This window comes from Dyadobacter sp. BHUBP1 (assembly GCF_050587785.1).
Classification (GTDB): domain Bacteria; phylum Bacteroidota; class Bacteroidia; order Cytophagales; family Spirosomataceae; genus Dyadobacter.
Genome location: NZ_JBOBIH010000007.1, coordinates 1 through 20,871, shown reverse-complemented (window position 1 = coordinate 20,871; position 20,871 = coordinate 1). Strand labels below are relative to the sequence as shown.

Genomic DNA, 20,871 nt, shown 5'->3' with positions numbered 1-20,871 from the left:
TTGATCGATAAGATTTATTATTCAATCAAGGAACATAACCTCCCGATGATCGCACTGATGAGGTCATGATCGATCGAGTTTACATCCGGGTAAAATGAGCTTGCTTCTGACTTTGGGCTATTAGTCACAAATGACTTAAATAACACTCTAGCTTTTATATAATTTACGTTATGAATCGCAAAATTTTGATCGTCACAGGCGATGGCGGCGAAAGTTACGAAACCCTTTATGCAGTTCACCGCTTTGAGGAAGAGGGCGATATTGCCGTGATTGCTGCGCCCAGCAAGCGCCGACTTAACTTGGTGATCCACGATTTTGAAGTCGGTTGGGATACATATGTAGAGCGGCCTGGCTACGGTCGCGAATCAAATCTTACCATTGAAGAGGTCGTAGTTGATGATTATGACGCTATCCTGCTGCTAGGTGGTCGGGCCCCGGAATATTTGCGCAATCATATAAAGCTGTTGGAAATTGTCCGCGAGTTTGACCGGCAGGGTAAATGGATCTTTGCTATTTGTCATGGTATCCAGATTCTGGTTACAGCCGGCTTGGCCAAAAACCGAAAGCTGACCGCATATGAACATGTACGTACCGAAATTGAAATGGGTGGTGGTACCTATTGCACTCAGCAGGCCGTCCGTGATGGAAATGTGGTAACTGGGCAAACCTGGCAATCACACCCCGACTTCTATCGAGAAGTATTCACTTGTCTCAAGAATTGAAAGTCGTTGAAAAGTAGTCGTCCGGAAAAGGCAGTCTGTTGTTTTAATCGCCCTGCCATGTTTGACTGATCAATTTAAAAGTGTTTTTCATCTTTGCGGTGTAGTTTCCTCCGTCGAATTTAGCGACGGAGGAAACGTTTCTGCTTAACTATCCGGAGCCTCTCAGACCGCGCGAACAATTTGATTATATATGCCTGTCTGCCTCGTTGATTTCGAGATCGTTGATACTTGCATATCGTTTTGCCATCAGGCCATTTTCATCAAATTCCCAGTTTTCATTACCGTAAGCCCTGAACCATTTGCCTTCTTTGTCCCTGTACTCATATTCAAACCTAACTGCAATTCTGTTGTCGGTATGGGCCCAATATTCTTTTTTGAGTTTATAGTCCAGTTCTTTTTCCCATTTTTTGGTTAGAAATTTCACAATTTCGTCCCGCCCGGTAACAAATACATTTCTATTCCGCCACTCGCTGTCAACCGTGTAAGCCATCGATACCCTTTCCGGGTTTTGGCTGTTCCAGGCATCTTCTGCCAATTGGATCTTTTGTAGCGCCGTTTCCAATGTGAACGGTGGCAAAGGAAGTTTCTGTTCCATTTTTTTATAAATTATAAGTGAAACTTATATTAGACTATCTACAATTTCTCTTGATTTATAGACCAATTCATTTGATTTAAATAGCTGACTTTCAATTATTGAACTCTCAAATAATAAATATATATGGTCGGATATGGACTCACTTACATCTTCGTTTTTGAAAAAATTTCTCAGGTCGTTCTTGTGCGCCTGTATAACAGAAAGTATCGGACCCTGGTCCTTCGATATTTCTGATAAAATATTCAGGAAACTGCACCCCCTGAAATCTTCCTTTTCATTCATGTAAATAATGAAGTTAAATGCAGCCAAAAAGCGTTGCTTAATTCCTGTTGATTTTGAACAAAATCTGTTCAGTTCAGAAAACCAATATTCATGTCTTGCATTCAAGAACGCAATGCAGAGATCATCCTTTGATTTAAAGTGGTTATAAAAACTTGCTTTGGCCACCGCGGCTTCACTAATGATCTGATTAATACCTGTGCTATTGTAGCCCTGCTGATGAAACAAACCCGAAGCTGTCTCAAGTATCCTTTCTTTCGGTGAGTTCATGTTCGTTGTGGTTGTGATACAAATGTAGGCATTAAAATTGGACAGACAAGTCTGTCTGTTGTTTTTTTAATTATATGATCGCACGCTGAGGAGTTTTGGGTACGATCAAGAAAGCGTAACAAACCGTACCTCCGGGAGGATTCCTTTGCTACAAAGCAGGCTGGATGGTGAAACCGGCGGTCGTATTCCGCAAGCCCATTTTGGCTACAACATTTTCCACATCCGCTACAAGCGCCGGCCGTGCATCGCGGAAATTTGTCTTACGAAAATAACAAGTGAGACAGATGACAAAAACCATTTTTATTACCGGTGCATCGACTGGTATCGGGAGGGCTACGGCCAAATTGTTTGCGGCCAAAGGCTGGAAGGTAATCGCGACCATGCGCAGGCCTGAAAATGAAACGGAACTCAGCGCGCTGGATAACATAACCGTGTTGCCGCTCGATGTGACCAACCCGGCGCAAATCCGTGAAACCACGCAGCAGGCGCTGGCCTTGGGCGATGTTGATGTGGTATTTAACAATGCGGGATATGGATTGTTCGGCGCATTGGAAGCGATGACCGACGAGCAGCTGGTACAACAAATGGAAACCAATTTTTTCGGTGTCGTGCGGGTGACGCAGGCCTTTATTCCGTATTTCCGTGAACGGAAAGCGGGACTTTTTATCACTACCGGCTCATCGGCAGGGCTAATGGCTTTCCCGGTAAGCTCGATGTATGATGCCAGTAAATTTGCGCTGGAAGGCTGGGCGGAGAGTTTGTCTTATGAGCTGAATGAGTTTGGAATTGGGATTAAAACCATAGAACCTGGATTGGTGGCGACGGAAATCGGCGCGAAATCTGTTTTTGCTGCGCATCCGGCCTATGAAGCATTGACGAACAAATTCTTGAGGATGCTGGCGCCCGAAAAAGCTGCGACGACTTCCGAACAAATCGCCGAAGTAGTGTACGGCGCGGCTACGGATGGTACCAACACATTAAGATACGTCTGCGGCGAGGATGCCAAAGAATGGTATGCGAAGCGCCTGGCTGAGGGCGACGAGGCTTTCCGCGACGGGATCAAACAATTGTTAGCGGCTGTCTAAAATAAAACGGTCTGCCGGCGCGGGTTGAACGATTTGTGCCGGCAGACAATTATGTGATTATGAAAAGGGAACATCTCAAACCGCGCGTGTACCGCTCCATTGCTGAAATGCAGCGTGCATTCGGCCTGCCGCAACCTCTGCACCCGCTAATCAGCTTGCTGGATTTCAATAAGGTGCGGATCACCGCCGAAATGCTGGCCGACACTTTTGCCATGGATTTTTATAACATCACCTACAACGAATCGGCGGGCTGCCGGATGCGGTATGGGCAAACGACTTACGATTTTCAGCAAGGTGGTATGTTTTTTACATCGCCTGGCCAGCCGCTGACGGGCATTCAAGTGGCTGAATCGACCCTTGGATTTACATTGCTGGTTCATCCCGATTTTCTGAGAAATTATCCGCTGGATGCCAAAATCAAGCATTATGGCTTTTTCTCTTACTCTGTAACCGAGTCGCTGCATTTGTCGGACAAAGAAAAGTCGATCATCGAGGGAATTGCCGGCAACATCGGCGATGAGCTCGAAACGGCCATCGACGACCTGAGCCAGGACGTGCTGATTTCACAGTTGGAGCTGATGCTGAATTATAGTCAACGCTTTTACAAACGCCAGTTTATCACCCGCAAGTCGATCAACAATGCATTGCTGGAAAAGCTAGACCAGTTGCTGAACAATTATTTCAACGACGAAACCGCCTTGTTGAAAGGCCTGCCGAGCGTCCAGTATCTTTCGGACGAGCTGCACGTTTCGCCCCGCTACCTGGGCGACATGCTCCGCGCACTGACCGGCCAGAATACGCAGCAGCACATCCACAACAAGCTTATAGAAAAAGCCAAAGAAGTACTGACGTTCAGTGACCTCACGATAGGGGAGATCGCTTACCAGCTCGGTTTCGAGCAACCACAGTCTTTTAGTAAGTTATTTAAATCAAAGACAAACTTCTCGCCCCTTGAATTCAGGGCCAGCTTCAATTGAGAGATTAAGAGCTGAGGCTCGTGATGATATCATACAACAGCGAGTCCCGCCGAGGATCCGTTTCCGTACGTCGGCGGGAATTCAAGTGCTTGGTTAAATGCGATCTAATTTTGAAGTTGTGATAACACCTCCGGCAGCGAAGTGATCCCCCAGTGTTCAAAGTACTTGCCGTCTTTTACCCTGACGATATCGATCACATCAATGTTCACCACCCGTCCCGTCGCCGGAATGCCTAATAAGGCTCCGGTTTGAGTTCCGCTAATTGTTTTCCGCGTTGTTACCAAATCACCTTGTGAAACCTGCTGATGGATTGTGACATGAATGTCAGGCATCGCAGGGCGAAGGATTTCATTAAAAAAGTAAATCATTCCTGCCTGGCCGTTATCCATGCCCTCAGGCGCAGAGTGATTGACAAATTGCTCGTCCATAAGCTCCTTAAAGCTTTCAAGGTTACCTTCGGCAATTACTTCCTGGTTGAAGCGGCGTACGACTGCTTTGTTGTCTTCGGTCATTGTTTCCATAGTTGCTGTGTTTATTTAATGACTCAAAAGTACCGGTGCAGTCAGCGAGGCTGTTAGGGATAGACGGCCAAGAACTATGGCAAGACGCTCAAATGCATTTGTTGGTAGTCGCTGGGCGTAATGCCAAAGTGGTTTCTGAATGCTTCCGAAAAGCTTGAATGATTCTGATAACCAACTTTCATATATACGCCGGAAGGACTTTGATCGAAAGATTTCAATAAGTCGGCCGCCAATTCAAGTCTTTTGGCGATCAGCCATTTTTGAGGCGAGGTCCGATAGATTTCGTTGAACTTCCTTTTGAATGTTGAAGTGCTCATGTGGCACAGGAATGCCAGGTCGTCCACCGTAGTCGGCTGACCTATCTGACTTTCGACAACTTTCTTAATCTGCAATTGCTGTTTGTCGCGGGTGATGATTTGAATGGAATGGAACCTTTGTGGATCGGCATGAAGCATGTACAATAACAGCTCTTCGATCCGAAGCAGGCGGATCTCGGCAGGTAGAATACTGCCGTTGCTGAGCAAGGACATCAACGACGTAATGAAGTGCTTTATAAAGCTGTCTTGCTTGAAAATCAAAAATGGCTGCCTGCTGGCCGTCGGAGTAATCCGTTTTATCAAGTGCTCATATTTGATCAGGAAACGACTAAACACCTCATTGCTAAAATAGAAGAGGATACTGGTAAACTGGTCCGTATGAGCAAGCAGCTCGGATGTAAGGACGTTCCCGGTAGACAGGACGACAAGTTCGCCTGAATTAACAACCGCTGTCGCATCCGGATAGATAATCGTCTTGGTTCCGCTGACCAGAACGTTGATCATGTTCTGACTGAGGACAATCCTGTTTTTGACCGAATCACGATTGGAATTGTAATAACGGATCACGACCTCGTCCGGCGAAGACGGGGCGCCATCTAAAAGATCATCAGGCAAGTAGTACGTATTCATTATGCAAAAAGGTATGTCTTTTTTTCTCCCGCTACACCGGATATTGATCAATCTAACAATGAACTCCTGATTGCTCTTCGCGAACCCAACAATAGACGATCAAAATACATCCGAGAGTAAACGAGCTTATTGTATTCCCAGTCTGTGAGTCTTATGTGACAGCAATGCATGACATAACTTTTCATCATGGATGAAATTGGACTTCGTAGATCTCAAATCAGGTTAACACAATATCTATAAAAATCAAGAAATTGCTCATAGAATATGTTCAGATATGCTTCATTTATGTTTGAACGATCCAGATATTTAAAATCAAAATAAGTTATCGTTCATTGAAGCCTAGGACGCTGGGAGATGGTGTTTCTAAACAACCTTTTAATTTAATCGTACCTACGTTTTCTCTTGCCTTTTCAATGAGATTGTCTTTATCGGTATTCTATTTAACATAGAATTTATAGAACGGTCCATCTCGGCCTGGAGGCCTAAAGGATACTGAAAAACAGGGTCTGGGAGCGCCTGATCCAGCCTGCATTACTGGCCGGCATGTATCCGACCATGCCCGTACTGTGGCCGGGAAGATCGATCTGAAAGTGAGCTTTGTCAGATCGTTTCCCTTCGAAGAGGTGCGTCGCGAGCTGACCCAACGTTCCCCGAGTCGGCATGCGGGCCCATACGTGTTGGCCGGAGTTGCTCAGTTATTACTGTATTACTTTTCTAAAATTCGAAAAGATAAAATTCTGAGTGGTGTTGAATGGAGTAATGTGATCTACCCGTAGACTTCTGGTCAATCGAAAGCTTTGGCCGAAAACCTCTTGAATCGAGTCAAAGTCATATTGTTTAACCGGCAATCCACTGCACCTTGCCGGACCGGCCGTCGAAAAAGTGCCTAATATTACCTCTCCTTCAATGACGCATTTTTCAACGATTCCGACATATTTTTCGATGTCCTGCTTTTCGGTCAAAAAATGAAAAGTAGCTCTGTCGTGCCAGAGCGTGTAAGGACGTTCTGGTATAAATTCCAGAACGTTGCTGACAATCCAGGTCACCCGGTCTGATAACGGGCCCAGTCGGGCCTTTGCACGATCGATTGCCGTTTGTGAGATATCCAAAACGGTAATATCTGTAAAGCCCTCTTGTAATAAGTAGTCGACCAGCCTGCTTTCTCCGCCACCAACGTCAATGATGGGGGCGTTTTTATCAAGCTGCAAGTCATTTATCAAAGTCAGGGAAGTATCTGGCCTGGGCTGGGTCCAGCTCATCTGGTCGGATTGTTTGGTTCTGTATACATCCTCCCAATATATTCTCAAGGTGTCGTTCATAATGTTACAAGCTGAGTGTGGCTGGTAAAACCATTTGGTTACCAGCATGCTGGATCTGTATATTTAGATTTTCTGCAGCAGACTCTCCCAGGCGCCTCCATTATAGGCGTTTATTCCGGCCGTTCTCAGCATACTTTCTGCCAAGCCGCTTCTGGCGCCGCTGCGGCAGCAAGTAATTACTGGTTTGCCTTTTTTCAACAACATATCTGTCTTTGCGTTGATTTCACCCAGGGGGATATTGATGCTCCCTTCGATATGCCCTGCTGCAAACTCCTGGGCAGAGCGAACATCGACGATAAGCGCCCCTTGTTCAACAAGGGTTAGGTAATCCACACTTTTTAATCCAAAGAATGATGACAAGATTCCCATAAGTTTATTTTTTTCTTCAATGATCTGGCTCGATTGCTGTGGACTTCTGTTATTTGTTTTTCTCAATGAATGATACAAATTTCGGGCCGTGCGGCGAGCTCGTCAGTGACATTTGTCACGTAAGGGAAATTTCCGGCCACAGAGCGCTGATGGCGAAGAGCATGATATTCCGCGGTCAAAGACCCAGTCATTTGGAAGATGATCAACAAACCTTTGTACGGATGAATCACCCGTCACCTGCAAAGACCTGAAGGGTGTGTGCGCCTTACGGTCAACTGGGAATGTGACCGGATTGCGGCCAGGTAACTTCGTTATTTTGAAGACGTCCTGCGTGAGCCCGTGTAGGAGAGGTGCTTAGATGCGGGTTTAACGTTGGGGTTCACTGCCCGTTCAAGGCGGAAAAGCGCGATTGCCAGCAGTAGTGTTGCGGGAAAAGCGGCATATAACCCCAGTGGGGCGATGCTAACACAAAAAATAATACCCGCCCAGCAACCTATTTTCAATGCCTGCCGGCCGGCAAACATAGAAATGGCGATCAGCAACTGGCAGAATGCAATGGTTAATACCATTGGGGTGATAATCGACATAAATGCTCCCAATATGAATTTTTTGTAGAGTGGTATCGCTGTATCCGCATAGTCCTGATATGCCCACGGGGCGTCGATTGCGATGTAGGTGTTGACTGCCGCGGCCGCCAGGAAAATCAGCAGGACCATTAGTCGGGTGAATGGAATATACCTTTTGCTTGTCGCTATCAGGACAACTGCAAAAGCATTGCTGAGCCAATAGGCCGTCCAGGAAAATGATGAAGAGATTTCAAATACTTCCATTGTGATTGACGGATGGATACTGTCCAAATGGTTGCAGATGTCATTGTGCCGGGCGCCGGTCATGACCAGGTCCGCTGTTTATTGCAGCTAGGTAATAAGTACTGTTCCAGTGCTCATAAGAGTTTATGCAACTGTATTAGCCGCCGGAGCCTCACGCTGTTGATCCTCCTTTCGGCACATAGAACCGCAACCTTGCGCCATTTTACGGTACTCTTTTTCAGCTTTGACCTTAAGGTCTTCCAGTGTGTCCTGGCAATTTTGTTCCAGGTCTTCAATCAGGTCTAAGGCGGCGTCGCTCAGTTTCCGTCGGGTACGCTTTCCTTTATCCGGAGCAGTTAAAACGCCCGCAGTAAAACCTGCTGCGGCTGCGAGGGCTATGGCGAGTGCAATCCTGGTATATTTCATAGTTTAAATAGTTAGTTAAATAGTCGTTAATAGGACGGGGCATACGAATGCTTCGCGAATTCCCGCCGGAAGCAAGGATTTATTTCATTTTCATGTCCTTGCTCTCTTTTTTCATTTGAAGGCAGTGCAGTGCGCAAGCCCCATATTGCTTGTAGTTTTGATGAACCAGGAGAACTACCTTGCCATTTTTATCTTTCACTTCACAAGTTCCGTTCATTGGGGCAGATATTGTCAGACTGTCAGCGGCGCCACCTTTTACATGATACAGGTATGTGCCGTTTTTAGCGGCTTTGCCCATTACTTTGCCCGTGTGGCTGTCGACAACGTTTCCTTTATCGTCGATATGGGCAATTTTAGCACCGGCAGCATCTTTAATCACTCCGTCACTTGTTATCCACCCAATGTGTTTTCCCTTAGCATCAGCCACCTCACCCGCTGCATTGATCGAGGGTATTGGCTGCTTGTAGTTTTGTGAATAGGCATTGCTGATCGCTGAAACCAGCAGCACGAATAGGAGCAACAACTGAATCTTCTTCATGTGATTGGCTGTTTAATTGTTTACCAAATTTACCGCCGCACGAGATGGTTAATTATGACAATGGTCACATAATCAGCAGCTTTATCTCATGGTTGGTGCCTGCCAGGGACGCGCTTACTTCTTTGTGATATTCAGCAAGTGTGAAGCCCGCCATGAAGCGAAAGGCTCGTTTTGGTTACTGAATCGCTGCTATGCTTATCGCTATCAGTATTTTGCGCATAAGAACTTGGGAGGGATTTGGTTTTAATGGTGGCGGGAACCTTGGAACTGGGTCCATTTGATCGGATGTGTACCAGATAGGTATAAACTTACAAGGGCAAAGTAAATCCCTAGATGTTACCCATGCCACGGTAAGATTTTTGTGGGACTTTAGATAAACGGTTTTCTGTCAAATTACCGGGTATTTTATGAACAGTAAGAGCGCAGGTATATTACTCTACAGAATTTTGAGAGGAGAGCCGCAGGTGTTGTTGGTTCACCCGGGGGGACCTTTCTTTAAAGATAAGGATGCCGGCTTTTGGAGTATCCCCAAGGGGAACTTTGCTGTGGAGGAAGATCCGAGATCGGCTGCGATACGGGAGTTCTTCGAAGAAACCGGCACGTTGCTTCCATCAACAACCCGGTTTTATCCGCTGGCCCATGTGCGGCAGAAAGGTGGAAAGGTTGTTCAAGCTTGGGCTGCGGAAGGAGATTTGGACGCGGCAGCGATTAGCAGCAATATGTTTGCGCTTCAATGGCCGAAAAATACTGGAACACGTTTTTATCCGGAAATCGATAAAGCAGCATGGTTTTGCCTTGACGAGGCGAAATCCATGATAAACAAGCAGCAGATTCCCCTGTTAGAAGAACTCCGCCAAATGCTTAGCAATTAAAACTGACCGCTATTGAATTAACTTCAGAGAACTCAATTAACCTTACAACCTCCATGGATAAATGCTCTCGTAATTTTGTCATGCTCATCGAGCTCTGCCAAACCATCCTGCAGCGGCGCATCCTCAAAGGCTAGGTCATAAATAGCGTAATCATGATAATCCGGACTTTCGTTGAATATGCCAACCAAATGACCAGCGATTTCTCTGGTCATCTGCGCCGCGTATTGAGCTGTGCTTTCCGAGTATTTTAACCCGTCAATTGCCGCAATAATCTTTTTCATCGCTTGCAACATTTAGTTGAAAATGGTAATGCTATTAAAACTAGCCTTATCCCCGTTTAGGCAGAACGATTGCAATCACACCGGGTTATGACCCTAGTCATCAGTGGCAGTTCTCAACCGATGTGCATGGCGTCCGGAAATAGCGGATGTTGAGCTTTATGAAAAGGGAAACTATTGAACTCGCCTGAATGTCAGGACGCGGATCGCTCACCGCATTATAATTTTCCATCCTGCAAGGTGATCGGAATTTCTTGTTGCTTGCCATTTCTGAAAAATGTTATCCTTACTTTTTGACCAGGATATGAGCAGGCAACAAACTCGCTGAGCTGGGCCCTCGAATCCATCCGCCGACCGTCAATGCGGGTGATTATGTCGCCAGTGCGCAATCCGCCAATATCAGCAGCTCCGCCTGTATCGATGCTATCAATAAAGATGCCGACAGAGAAGGGAATGTTCAGTTTTTTAGCTTTCTCTGGACTAATCTCGCTTACCTTAATTCCAAAACTGCCCCGGCGAACATAGCCATAACGGCGCAGGTCGTCGGCTGTCTTCTTGACCACCTGAACAGGAATGGCAAATGAGTACCCGGCGTATACACCGTTTGGGGAAGCAATTGCGGTGACAATCCCGATAAGTCTGCCCGACAGATCGACTAAGGCGCCACCGCTGTTGCCTATATTGACCACACCGTCAGTTTGAATGTAAGACTGCAGGGTCCACCTCTCAGTGCTTTGGGCAATGTTTCTGGCTTTGTAGCTGATAATTCCTTGCGTGACAGTAGAGGTGAAGGCTAACGGGTTTCCGACTATGAGCACGATGTCGCCGACGGCCGCCGAATCGGAATTTCCAAATTCGATGAAAGGCAGGTCGTTCCCGTTGATTTTCAGCAATGCAAGGTCTGCCGCTTTATCTGTTCCGACCACGGAAGCCTCGTAGTCGAGTCCGTCGTTAAGGGCAATTTGTATTTTATCTGCCCCGTTTACTACATGGTAGTTGGTGACCACGTAGCCGTCGCTGCTGATTAGCACACCGGAAGCACTGCCGGTCGGGTCTTTCTGCGTTTCTGGAAGGTATGGGCCAACAAATTTTTGGTCAAAAAACTCGAAATAGAAATCCGGAAGCGGAATTGGGGTATAATCAAAACGCAATTTGATTTTTACGGTTGCCAGCGTTGCCACTCGGGCAGCGTCCCGAAAGCTCAAGGCCGCCATATGTGCAGCATTTGCCGGCCTTGAGCTTTCGGTACTTTGATGGGCGCGCTTGATCGTCTCTACCGGCGTCCGGGAGCTTTTTCGGGTACTCTGATGGTCTTGTCCCGGACAGACCGATGCCAACATCGACAGCGCCGACGGGAACAGCCATTTTATAAGCGATTTGGGGTTGTATGAGGAGATGACTTTCACTGTATGTATGATTTAGGTCTGGGTTTAAAGCAAAACCAGTGAGTGCTTTTACAAATACAAGAGTCCGAGATTAGCGGCTCGATTCGATGGCTTTTTGGGCCGGCTTGACAGCAATTTTGAAGTTGTTCATTGTTGAAATTATTACATGCAAGGCAGGCAATGAATGATTACAGTCAGTTGTGCTGATGACGCAAGCTATCGGCTGATGGGAAAAATTTCTCATTGCCCACCTTTGAAAAGTGCCTTTTAGCATTTTCACGCGTGTTATATGATCACGAGATGATAGTCGCATACAATAGTTCGCTGGTTGAGGAGGACGAGGAATATGTGCGGGTGGACCCTTTACTCAATCCGAAGGGAGGTGTATTCAATTTCATTTATGGTCAGTCCGGCAGCGTCAATGTATTACCCGCCGGGCTCCTGATACGCTCAGGTACTCAATTGTTTTAAAACGCTGACATCTATCATCTTATATGCTTTTTTAGCTCATCAGGCATGCCAAACCAGGGATGTAATTTTGAACTGTTATCTAGTTGTCAACCTTTAAATAATCAGATTATGTCAACTACATCTTTAATGAGATCTACCGGGCTTTATCCCCTTTTTGAAGACTTTTTTCGGCCATGGGACGACTGGGCGGGCAGGAATGGTTTTGGCAGTTTGCTTCGTCAAAATTCAGTCCCTGCTGTAAATATTTCCGAGAACGAGACCGATTTTACAGTCACAATGGCGGCCCCCGGGCTGAAAAAAAGCGATTTTAAAATCGATGTGAAAAGCAATCTGTTAACAATTAGTTCGCAAACCGAAAAGGACACGGAACAAGAACAAGAAGGATACAAACGAAAAGAATACAGCTATAACTCATTTAGCAGAAGCTTTACCTTACCAGAACAGGTAGATAAAGACAAAATCGAAGCGAATTACGAAGACGGTATCCTTAAATTACGGATTCCTAAAATGGAGGAAGCTGGAAACCAGAATTCGGTCAAACAGATTACTGTCAATTAACCGTGGCGAACACAAGTAAGAAGCTCACCCGTAAACCGCGGGTGAGCTTCTTGCGAATAGAAATTACTATGATGTAAGTCATTACAAGGACCTGCCCGGATAGCTATTTTTGGAAAGTATGCGTGTTCAGTGAGTAGTCTCACTTTCATTTGGTTATCCCGGACCGGGATGTTATTTACTGTTGATTTTTGTCGTTTGTTTTTGTTAAATGCCATGAGCTCGAGCAGACTTTTTGGGTCATTAAAAGAAATAACCCGTCACATAGAAATGTTGGATGCGCTGTTCAGGCATGCCACCGAAGGGATTATTGTCGTTGGTAGCGACGGGCGGATTGTGATGGTCAATCCGAAAGCCGCTGAGCTATTCGGATATGGCCAGCAAGAGTTGCAAAGTACAAAGATAGAAGTGCTGATCCCGGATAGGTTCGCAGACAAGCATGTTGCTTACCGCGAGCGGTACGATCTTGACGCAAAAGTAAGGGGAATGAACAACCAAACAGAGCTTTATGCCAAACGTAGGGATGCCAGCGAGTTTCCGGTCGAGGTTAGCCTAAGCCCATTTCACACCAGCGAAGGTCAGTTTGTTGTTGCCTTTATTATTGATATCACCGAGCGTAAAAGACAGGAAATGGCAATCCTGGACGCGAACCTTCAAATTCAAAGACTTAATCAGAACCTTGAAAAAAGGGTTCAGCAGCGTACAGCTGAGCTTGCAGAAGCGATTCAGGAAGTCAAACGCTCACAACGCGAAGTCATGAAGGCACTTGAAAAGGAGCGTGAATTAAATCTGATGAAAAGCCAGTTTGTTACCGTCTCCTCGCATGAATTCCGGACACCCCTGGCCACAATTTTGTCTTCGAGCTCGCTGATCAGTAAGTACACAACGACGGCCGATAATGAGAAGCGCCAAAAACACATCCAAAGAATAAAGACCACAGTAAACGGCCTTACTGAGATACTTAATGATTTTCTTTCCATCGGCAAACTCGAGGAGGGCAAAATAAAGAGCATTCCGGTATTACTTGATTTAAAGGTCTTCTGCGAAGAGTTGATTGAAGAAATAAAGGAGTTATGTAAGCCCGACCAGAGGATCAGCCTGGTACATTATGGCATTTCTGAGGTTTGGCTTGACACGCAGCTTTTAAGGAACGTGCTGTTGAATCTGCTTTCCAATGCGATCAAGTACTCCGGTGAGGGAACGCAGATTCTTGTGGAAGCAACTTGCAGTGAACGGCAGGTCAAAATGGATATACAGGATCATGGAATTGGGATTTCACAAGCGGATCAGCCATACATTTTCGACCGTTTTTTCCGGGCTTCGAATGCCGGTGCAGGGCAGGGGACTGGCCTGGGCTTGAACATTGTGAAGGGCTATGTCGAACTTATGGGGGGAACTGTCTCTTTGACAAGTGCGTTGGGAAAAGGGACAACCTTTCATGTTTCACTGGCCAACAAACAGCCTGCGACTTTGCCCGCTGAAACTTCGATGATATGAGCGGAAGCTGGTTGGTGTCCGGAGCGCGACTATATCAGCTTTTTCTCCGAAAACTTTCCAGAAGCTATGATCATTGTTGTTGCAGGACTACCAGGCTCAGGTAAAAGTTATTTCGCCATTCGACTTGCCGCAAGGCTTGGCGCTGAATATTTGAATAGTGACCGGGTCAGAAAGCGTTTTGCGGCAATGGGAAAATACTCGTTTGACGATAAGCTCCGTATTTATGAGTATATGGCCCAAATGGCGGCGGCCGCCGTTCGGGCTGGAAAACCGGCCGTGGTCGACGCTACTTTTTACCATCATAGCATGCGCGATTTATTTAATGGAACGGCCCGGGACTGTCATTGCGAGATCCGCTTCATACTTGTTACTGCCAGCGAGGCGCTCACAAGAGAACGGTTAAGCTGGCCCAGACCCGACAGCGAAGCGGATTTTGGCGTGTATCAGTCCATGAAGCACCTGTTTGAAAAATTCGAAGGGCCGCACCTGTTACTGCATTCAAAGAATGATAATGTCGAAGAAATGATTGAAGTTGCATTGAAATATCTGGGGTAGAAAGATGGACCGGTCTGAAATCGAAAGTTTGGCCAGCAGGGGTGATTTCAACGGCGCGCCGCTGCATGCATCGTTGGAAGAGACCCATATTTCGTGGATTTTACTGGGTGCCGGATGCGCTTTTAAAATCAAAAAGCCGGTCAGGCTCTCGTTCCTGGATTTCTCCCGGGTCAGCCAGCGCAGACAGGCTTGCCGGAAAGAACTGAGGCTTAACAGCCGCTTTTCGCCTATTTATCAGCAGGTGCTGCCCGTCAGAGAGCACAACGGGCAGTTCTCCATAGGCGGGGCCAAGGGCCGGATCGTGGACTACGCGGTAGTGATGCGGCGGCTGGCGGCGACCAAAAAAATGGACGCCATGCTTAATGTGGAAAAAGTTAGTGCCGGGCACATTGTAGCCCTGGCCCAGGAAATCGCTTTCATGCACAGCCGCTCCCAGACTATCGCGAAGCCTTTTGATCTGGCTGAATTGGCCCGGACCTTTGATGATCTTGGGGGAGTGACAAGCTTTGCCAGCGAGCAGCTCGGACAACGCTACGGCGATTTGATTGAACGAGCCAGGTCTTTTAGTGCCGCATGCCTTTCCCGCTACGGCGGCCGGATCAATGAAAGGGTTGGGCTGGGCTATCGCAGGGACGTTCACGGCGACCTTCATTGCGGCAATATATTTTTATACAAAAAGCCGGTACTGTTCGATTGCCTGGAATACAACGACACATTCAGACAGATCGACGTTATCGACGAACTCGCATTTCTTTGCATGGACATGGAGTCTTACTGCAAACAGGCCTTTTCGGAGATCTTTTTATCGACCTACTGCGATTATTTTCCATGTTTTCAGGTTCCAGAGGACTCTCTCGTTTTCATCTACTACAAGTGCCTGAGAGCGAATATCAGGGCAAAGGTATTCGCTATCGCCGCTCAGTCATCCGCAAATAGAAGTGTGAGGCAAGTCGCGCTGGCCAAATGCCGGAAATACCTGGATCTGATGGAATCCTACATTGATCTGATCGCCGAAAAGTAAGGATGTTCTTCAAAAGCAATTTACCGATGAAAAAAACAGAGGATATTCCAGATACCATGCGCGCGATGGTGCTGCCAGCGCCCGGTGCTGTGTTGACCCAGATGCAGGTACCTGTTCCAAAACCTGATTCAGGGCAGGTCCTGATCAAAGTAACGGCCTGCGGCGTTTGCAGGACCGATCTTCATATCGTGGATGGCGATTTGAAAGAGGGGAAATACCCTTTGATTCCCGGGCATGAGGTGGTTGGCAAGGTTATCGCGGTTGGCCCGGGCGTGAGCGCTCTAAGGCAAGGAGACGTTGTCGGAGTGCCCTGGCTGGCCTACACCTGTGGCAAATGCCAGTACTGCCGGGATGGGAAAGAAAATTTGTGCGAACGTGCATTATTTACCGGTTACACCACAGATGGAGGGTATGCCGAATACCATGTCGCTTATGAGCGGTACTGTTTTCCAATCCCACCGGCTTACCAGCATCCATGGGCCGCGCCGCTGTTGTGTGCCGGTCTGATCGGCTACCGGTCATACAGGATGCTTTCCGGCGATTGTACCCAAATTGGTATATACGGATTTGGGGCAGCGGCCCATATTTTAATCCAGATTGCGGTGGCGCATCAAAAGCAAATCTATGCCTTCACACGGAAAGGGGATATTGCGGCTCAGCAACTAGCCATCGAGCTGGGCGCGGTATGGGCCGGGGATTCCTCACAGAAACCGCCCGGTCAGCTCGACGGAGCGATTTTGTTCGCACCGGCAGGAGAGCTTGTGCCCAAAGCGCTTTCCGATACGGGCAAAGGGGCGACTGTCGTTTGCGGAGGGATTTATATGAGCGATATCCCTTCTTTTCCCTACAAGCTGTTATGGCAGGAAAGGGTGGTAAGGTCGGTGGCAAACCTGACTGTTGCCGATGGCCATGACTTTTTTGAGCAAATCTGTATTTCCCCGGTTCAAACACGGACCGAGCTTTTCCCGCTGGCTGAGGCTGACCTGGCTTTACGGGCCTTGCGTGAGGGGAAAATCCATGGAGCAGCCGTTTTATATATGGATTGATCGGATGTAACGAAATAGGATTGCATGTGATTGATAACCAATTGTTTTTAGGGTGACTATGGTCATGATTTTTCACCGCATTAAGCGCAATTTTTGTCGGGTAACCAATAGAAGAAAACATGGCACGTTACCTGTTTTTCGCCCTGCTGATGCTGCATGGTTTGATTCACCTGGCAGGATTTTTCGCTCCGGCGACGAGCGATAGGATGGAGATCTATAATGCGCCCGGAGCTTTCTGGGTGGGCTGCGCGATCCTCTTTTGCATGACTTCGATCCTCTTTCTTTTTAGCGAGAAGCTTTGGATTGCGGTAGCGCTGGTGTCGGTGATTGCTTCGCAGGCAGTTATCGTGTCAGAATGGAGCCAGGCCCGCTTCGGTACTGTAATCAACGGATTGGTTCTTTTGGTAGTGTTTTTCTTGCTATTCTCTAAAAATGCCCCGGTTATTTTTCGGGATTAACAAAACCGATGGCAGTTGATCATAAAAGCGACAATGAAACAATCAACAACGACCCAGATGCTGCTTTCATTATGGCGGCGTGCGCGCAAAAGATTCTCAGATCAGCTCGGTGGTATTACCGAGCGGGACCTGAAAAAAAGGCTGTCCGAAACGCAAAATAGCGTCGGCTTTCTGATCCGGCACGTAGCGGAAATCGAATTGATGTTTGCCAAGAATACGCTTGGTGAGCCAATCGAAGTACACCCTTCGACACTGATAGCCCAGCGGGACACAGGAGAATGGACAAAGCTGGATGAGCTGTTGGCTTATGTCGAACAATCCGGGAAATTACTCGAAACGCTCATTGCAGGCCACGCGGATCAGGATTGGGACCGGATTGCAGTAACAAATGTGGGCAGTATGACATTAGCTGAGGCACTGGGAGGGATCATTTCCCACACGGCCCATCATGGGGGGCAGATGGCTCTTATTCTCAAATACGCGCCTTAGTCAGTTTGGCCGTGTTTATACTCATGATGTAGTATGGTAAGAATTACCAAGCCAGAAGTCGGACCATTAAAATCTGAGCAAATATGAAAACACTTTACTGCTTGTTACTGGCAACCGGCATAGCCGTCATACGAGTACAGTACAACCCGGAAGGGTTACCTGAAAGACGCAACACATTTGTAAGGCAATTTCTTGACCTTCCTGCGGTGCTATCGGAAACGCTGTTTTTCGAGTATGAACGCTATTGAGGTCTTTTTGGCGTCGTATATGCATTACCGGTATGAACTTACGTAGTCTGCAATCTCAACCAAAATGATATTATGAACGCTATTCTCACATCCATACAAAGAATGACTGACCGGTTTTTCGGACCTTTAATTACTGGTCCAAAGAAGCCGATGCCAAAGCCGTCGGATGATTTTCACGCATTTATGACCAGAGTTAAAACCGGTGCTGAACGTTTCAGGCATTGAGCCGATATGGAAACCACCAGGTCACCGCTAAAGGTCAAAGGCGCACAAAGCAATGGCTCGAAACAGCTTTTGGCGCTCATGAAATGGGCACTATGGACGGCTACTTTGTTGTTTGTGACTTTTTTTGCCGGTAGTCTGAATTTGTATCTTCGATTCAGCGGCGAAGTAGCAGGATTGATGGCCAACTCGGTAGATATTTCTGCTCAGAAATTTAGCTATCAACAACTGAAAGGTTTGCCCGAACCGGTCCAGCTATACTTTCGGCATGTGCTTTCACCGGGACAGTCTTACATCAGTAGCGTTCATCTAACGCACAGCGGGTTATTCAAGTCGGATTTGAAAAAGGGTTGGATGACGATCTCTGGCGATGAGTACTTCTCTGCAAAGCGCCCCGGCTTCGTCTGGAAAGGAAAGACTGCCATGTTTACCGCACGGGATATGTTTATCAATGGCAAGGGAAGGCTGGTAGTTTCTTTGTTTTCTCTTTTTAAGATACAGGACAGCTATGGTGAGAAATACAACCGTGGCGAATTAATGCGGTGGCTGGGAGAAAGCGTTTGCTTTCCGACCAATTTACTTCCTTCACAGAACTTGAAGTGGTTTCCGATCGGTGCGCATTCTGCCAGACTGGAATATAATTACCTTGGCATATCGATCAACTATATGGTTATTTTTAATTCCCGGCATGAAATCGTTGAGATGAGCGCTATGCGGAGTATGGGGGAGGGGCCAAGGCAAAAATGGGTAAACCGTTTGAGCGACTATGAGCTGCACGATGGCATACGCATTCCGACCGTTCTGGAAGCGGGCTGGCAGATTAATGGCCGCTATTACCCCTATGCACGGTTCACGATCAAAGAAATCGATTACAACACCTCGATTTGAGCGACCGGCCAAACGATGCTGCCGTATTCTGGCTGTGCGATCGGGCGATGGTCCCGAGCGCACAAACCACTCCTGACAGTCAAGAGGCTTGCGGAAGTTTACCCGCCCTGGTAAATAGCTTGTTTTTCACTGGTGCAACGTTCGCGTTAATCCTCGACTTTCTCACTCGGCAGTAGCGCGTCGTTGTTCTGATACTTCGGTGGCCTAACATTTGCTGGCATCTTCCAGAGGAATGCCAATGTTAAGCATCATGTTTGCGAAGAAATGCCGGGCATCGTGCGTATCTAATCGCCTAACATTTCCTTCAATAGCACGGATGTTTGTCACGGTCGATTCAATTAAGTATCGATCGAATGCTCCCGAGTCTTACATGTCAGGTAATCAAGCAGTTTGGTTGAGGTTCCAAAAAGATGAGAGCGATGGCTAAAAAAAATATGGAAACTGGATCACCATATCCTCGATTCGTCCCAGGTAAAATCATCAGGCTATGATAGTTCGAAAATTTTTATGCGCGCCATTCCTACTGCCAATACCGATGCTTGGCCTGCCTTAACTGTAAGGAAGATGCACCGGAGCCGCTTAACTGCCCGGATATTTACGGGTCAGTTTGCGGGTTTGACGGAAAAACATACGGGAATAGTTGTGAAGCGGAAAGTAATGGAATTACCTCCTGTGCCGATGGTAAATGCTTGTAGCAGCTAGCGAGCTTCAAATCCGACTCCGCATTCAAATTTTTTCAAAGGTGGTATATCGGTTTTGGGTCGGACTGTTTGATGAACAAGGCCTACACAGTCACGTATTTGTTCCACCAGTTCGGGATTGTCCGAAAATTTATCCCACGACTTCAGCATTACTGTCTTCCTGAGCTTACCATTAATAAATGTGATTTTATCATAAGTCCCGGCGTCAAAAAGATGTTGCCCGTGCGGCTCATAATAGTTGGGTAGGTCTTTTATCGAGTTCCAGGGGACAATTTGGAAAATCTGTTGCCATTCCTGTTCAGTAAGACTAATGTCAACGAAACCGACATCCATTCGGCGCGGATAACCAACAGAACCCTCTTTCAGATTGACGCTATCTCCGTAATCATCTGTGGATGAAAGTATGATGTTGAAGTTCGGCTCCCGTTGAACAGGCATTTGTTCCTGCCGACACGCGCTGATTAAAAAAACGACAAAAAGAAAAGAGAAGTACTTCATAGCAAAACAGATTATGTCGACAATATAAAAGAAAATTTAATATAAATCCAACATTCATTTATTGGCCTCAGATATTGAGCGCAAACATTAATCATTTTCACTTACTTGCTTCAAATCTACCCGCAAGTACCTGTGATCAATTATGACGACGTTCAAAGCCAGTTCGCCAGCGATGGCTTTTTTATAATCAATGAGATTTTTACTGGTGACGAAATTGAAATGTTGCTGCAAACCATTGCCAATGCGGATGCCAGCAGTGATACATTTCGTCAGAACGGCGACCTGTTCGCTATCAGGCAGTTTGTAAAAGAAATTCCGCAGATTCAACTTCAGGTTATGAATCAGCGGCTTAGCCATTTGATTAACCGGCTTTTCGGAAACGATTACTTTATTATTAAATCTATCTATTTTGATAAGCCAGAAAAGTCGAACTGGTTTGTGCCTTATCACCAGGACCTTACGATCTCGGTCGACAAAAGAGGTGATTATCCCGGCTTTGGGCCATGGACTGTCAAACAGGGGCAATTTGCGGTTCAGCCGCCACTGGAAATCCTGGAAGATAATTTTACGATCCGGGTTCACCTGGATGATACCGATCACACAAACGGGGCCCTCCGGGTGGTGCCAGGATCCCATGGCAAAGGGGTATACCGCGCCGAGGACATTGACTGGTCTACTGAGCGTGAGGTTATCTGCGATGTCAGGTGCGGTGGGATCATGCTGATGAAGCCTTTATTGCTTCATGCTTCCAGCCGCACAACTTCTAACCATCGCCGCCGCGTGATACATATAGAATTTGGCAGAAAATCATTGCCCGAGGGGCTCTGCTG

The 20,871-nt window shown here is 46.9% G+C and carries 29 protein-coding genes; 16 read left to right on the top strand and 13 right to left on the bottom strand.

Going from position 1 to position 20,871, the window contains the following annotated elements; genetic code table 11:
* Positions 1-170: 170 nt before the first annotated feature.
* Entirely contained in the window at positions 171-722 is a 552-nt protein-coding gene (locus tag ACQ4MZ_RS23855) for a DJ-1/PfpI family protein (protein ID WP_430849267.1), read from the top strand.
* Between the two features lie 184 nt (positions 723-906).
* On the opposite strand, the gene ACQ4MZ_RS23850 is transcribed toward ACQ4MZ_RS23855, so the two are convergent.
* Entirely contained in the window at positions 907-1,317 is a 411-nt protein-coding gene (locus ACQ4MZ_RS23850; RefSeq protein ID WP_430849265.1) for a DUF1348 family protein, read from the bottom strand.
* A 24-nt stretch (positions 1,318-1,341) separates the two neighbouring features.
* Positions 1,342-1,866, bottom strand: coding sequence for a TetR/AcrR family transcriptional regulator (locus ACQ4MZ_RS23845; protein WP_430849263.1), 525 nt, complete (start codon positions 1,864-1,866; stop codon positions 1,342-1,344).
* 284 nt (positions 1,867-2,150) lie between these two features.
* On the opposite strand from ACQ4MZ_RS23845, the gene ACQ4MZ_RS23840 reads away from it, so the two are divergent.
* Both ACQ4MZ_RS23840 and ACQ4MZ_RS23835 read left to right on the top strand, forming a co-directional pair.
* Complete coding sequence (locus tag ACQ4MZ_RS23840; protein ID WP_430849261.1) at positions 2,151-2,951, top strand: SDR family oxidoreductase; 801 nt, start codon at positions 2,151-2,153, stop codon at positions 2,949-2,951.
* A gap of 59 nt (positions 2,952-3,010) precedes the next feature.
* On the top strand, positions 3,011-3,928 hold the full coding sequence (locus ACQ4MZ_RS23835; RefSeq protein WP_430849259.1) for a helix-turn-helix domain-containing protein: 918 nt from the start codon (positions 3,011-3,013) through the stop codon (positions 3,926-3,928).
* Between the two features lie 104 nt (positions 3,929-4,032).
* Here the strand turns inward: ACQ4MZ_RS23835 and ACQ4MZ_RS23830 are convergent, their stop codons facing one another.
* The 8 genes from ACQ4MZ_RS23830 to ACQ4MZ_RS23795 all read right to left on the bottom strand — a co-directional run bounded on the left by ACQ4MZ_RS23830 (position 4,033) and on the right by ACQ4MZ_RS23795 (position 8,857).
* Positions 4,033-4,449 (bottom strand): ester cyclase, encoded by a 417-nt coding sequence (locus ACQ4MZ_RS23830; protein WP_430849257.1) that lies wholly within the window; start codon positions 4,447-4,449, stop codon positions 4,033-4,035.
* A gap of 74 nt (positions 4,450-4,523) precedes the next feature.
* On the bottom strand, positions 4,524-5,396 hold the full coding sequence (locus ACQ4MZ_RS23825; RefSeq protein ID WP_430849255.1) for a helix-turn-helix domain-containing protein: 873 nt from the start codon (positions 5,394-5,396) through the stop codon (positions 4,524-4,526).
* Between the two features lie 482 nt (positions 5,397-5,878).
* A complete protein-coding gene (locus tag ACQ4MZ_RS23820; RefSeq protein ID WP_430849253.1) occupies positions 5,879-6,058 on the bottom strand; it encodes a hypothetical protein in 180 nt (59 codons plus the stop codon).
* A 36-nt stretch (positions 6,059-6,094) separates the two neighbouring features.
* Positions 6,095-6,655 (bottom strand): class I SAM-dependent methyltransferase, encoded by a 561-nt coding sequence (locus ACQ4MZ_RS23815; RefSeq protein WP_430849251.1) that lies wholly within the window; start codon positions 6,653-6,655, stop codon positions 6,095-6,097.
* Between the two features lie 123 nt (positions 6,656-6,778).
* Positions 6,779-7,150: a rhodanese-like domain-containing protein gene (locus ACQ4MZ_RS23810; RefSeq protein WP_430849249.1), complete on the bottom strand. Its 372-nt coding sequence runs from the start codon at positions 7,148-7,150 to the stop codon at positions 6,779-6,781.
* A gap of 245 nt (positions 7,151-7,395) precedes the next feature.
* Positions 7,396-7,914 (bottom strand): hypothetical protein, encoded by a 519-nt coding sequence (locus ACQ4MZ_RS23805; protein WP_430849247.1) that lies wholly within the window; start codon positions 7,912-7,914, stop codon positions 7,396-7,398.
* A gap of 123 nt (positions 7,915-8,037) precedes the next feature.
* Positions 8,038-8,319, bottom strand: coding sequence for a YtxH domain-containing protein (locus tag ACQ4MZ_RS23800; protein WP_430849245.1), 282 nt, complete (start codon positions 8,317-8,319; stop codon positions 8,038-8,040).
* A 79-nt stretch (positions 8,320-8,398) separates the two neighbouring features.
* Positions 8,399-8,857: a DUF3659 domain-containing protein gene (locus tag ACQ4MZ_RS23795; protein WP_430849243.1), complete on the bottom strand. Its 459-nt coding sequence runs from the start codon at positions 8,855-8,857 to the stop codon at positions 8,399-8,401.
* Positions 8,858-9,264: 407 nt separating this feature from the next.
* On the opposite strand from ACQ4MZ_RS23795, the gene ACQ4MZ_RS23790 reads away from it, so the two are divergent.
* On the top strand, positions 9,265-9,729 hold the full coding sequence (locus ACQ4MZ_RS23790) for an NUDIX domain-containing protein (protein ID WP_430849241.1): 465 nt from the start codon (positions 9,265-9,267) through the stop codon (positions 9,727-9,729).
* Positions 9,730-9,761: 32 nt separating this feature from the next.
* Here ACQ4MZ_RS23790 and ACQ4MZ_RS23785 read toward each other — a convergent pair whose 3' ends face one another.
* The gene (locus tag ACQ4MZ_RS23785; RefSeq protein ID WP_430849239.1) at positions 9,762-10,010 is read right to left on the bottom strand and encodes a hypothetical protein; all 249 of its coding nucleotides are present in this window, start codon (positions 10,008-10,010) and stop codon (positions 9,762-9,764) included.
* 215 nt (positions 10,011-10,225) lie between these two features.
* A complete protein-coding gene (locus ACQ4MZ_RS23780) occupies positions 10,226-11,413 on the bottom strand; it encodes a S1C family serine protease (RefSeq protein WP_430849237.1) in 1,188 nt (395 codons plus the stop codon).
* Positions 11,414-11,692: 279 nt separating this feature from the next.
* Between ACQ4MZ_RS23780 and ACQ4MZ_RS23775 the strand changes: the two genes are divergently transcribed.
* The 11 genes from ACQ4MZ_RS23775 (at position 11,693) to ACQ4MZ_RS23725 (ending at position 19,537) form a co-directional block, all read left to right on the top strand.
* The gene (locus ACQ4MZ_RS23775; RefSeq protein ID WP_430849234.1) at positions 11,693-11,863 is read left to right on the top strand and encodes a hypothetical protein; all 171 of its coding nucleotides are present in this window, start codon (positions 11,693-11,695) and stop codon (positions 11,861-11,863) included.
* Positions 11,864-11,908: 45 nt separating this feature from the next.
* Positions 11,909-12,421: an Hsp20/alpha crystallin family protein gene (locus tag ACQ4MZ_RS23770; protein WP_430849232.1), complete on the top strand. Its 513-nt coding sequence runs from the start codon at positions 11,909-11,911 to the stop codon at positions 12,419-12,421.
* Between the two features lie 168 nt (positions 12,422-12,589).
* Positions 12,590-13,915, top strand: a complete 1,326-nt coding sequence (locus tag ACQ4MZ_RS23765) for a PAS domain-containing sensor histidine kinase (protein WP_430849230.1) — start codon at positions 12,590-12,592, stop codon at positions 13,913-13,915.
* A gap of 66 nt (positions 13,916-13,981) precedes the next feature.
* Complete coding sequence (locus ACQ4MZ_RS23760) at positions 13,982-14,470, top strand: AAA family ATPase (RefSeq protein WP_430849228.1); 489 nt, start codon at positions 13,982-13,984, stop codon at positions 14,468-14,470.
* 4 nt (positions 14,471-14,474) lie between these two features.
* Positions 14,475-15,491 (top strand): hypothetical protein, encoded by a 1,017-nt coding sequence (locus ACQ4MZ_RS23755; RefSeq protein WP_430849226.1) that lies wholly within the window; start codon positions 14,475-14,477, stop codon positions 15,489-15,491.
* A gap of 26 nt (positions 15,492-15,517) precedes the next feature.
* A complete protein-coding gene (locus ACQ4MZ_RS23750; protein WP_430849224.1) occupies positions 15,518-16,537 on the top strand; it encodes a zinc-dependent alcohol dehydrogenase family protein in 1,020 nt (339 codons plus the stop codon).
* 119 nt (positions 16,538-16,656) lie between these two features.
* Positions 16,657-16,995 (top strand): hypothetical protein, encoded by a 339-nt coding sequence (locus ACQ4MZ_RS23745; protein WP_430849222.1) that lies wholly within the window; start codon positions 16,657-16,659, stop codon positions 16,993-16,995.
* Between the two features lie 33 nt (positions 16,996-17,028).
* Positions 17,029-17,484, top strand: coding sequence for a DinB family protein (locus ACQ4MZ_RS23740; RefSeq protein WP_430849220.1), 456 nt, complete (start codon positions 17,029-17,031; stop codon positions 17,482-17,484).
* Between the two features lie 83 nt (positions 17,485-17,567).
* The gene (locus ACQ4MZ_RS23735) at positions 17,568-17,732 is read left to right on the top strand and encodes a hypothetical protein (RefSeq protein WP_430849218.1); all 165 of its coding nucleotides are present in this window, start codon (positions 17,568-17,570) and stop codon (positions 17,730-17,732) included.
* A 231-nt stretch (positions 17,733-17,963) separates the two neighbouring features.
* Positions 17,964-18,842, top strand: a complete 879-nt coding sequence (locus tag ACQ4MZ_RS23730; RefSeq protein ID WP_430849216.1) for a DUF6544 family protein — start codon at positions 17,964-17,966, stop codon at positions 18,840-18,842.
* Between the two features lie 539 nt (positions 18,843-19,381).
* On the top strand, positions 19,382-19,537 hold the full coding sequence (locus tag ACQ4MZ_RS23725) for a hypothetical protein (protein WP_430849214.1): 156 nt from the start codon (positions 19,382-19,384) through the stop codon (positions 19,535-19,537).
* A gap of 3 nt (positions 19,538-19,540) precedes the next feature.
* Here ACQ4MZ_RS23725 and ACQ4MZ_RS23720 read toward each other — a convergent pair whose 3' ends face one another.
* Positions 19,541-20,041 (bottom strand): hypothetical protein, encoded by a 501-nt coding sequence (locus tag ACQ4MZ_RS23720; RefSeq protein WP_430849212.1) that lies wholly within the window; start codon positions 20,039-20,041, stop codon positions 19,541-19,543.
* Between the two features lie 105 nt (positions 20,042-20,146).
* Here ACQ4MZ_RS23720 and ACQ4MZ_RS23715 point away from each other — a divergent pair.
* On the top strand, positions 20,147-20,871 hold a 725-nt coding region (locus ACQ4MZ_RS23715; protein WP_430849210.1), incomplete at its 3' end, for a phytanoyl-CoA dioxygenase family protein.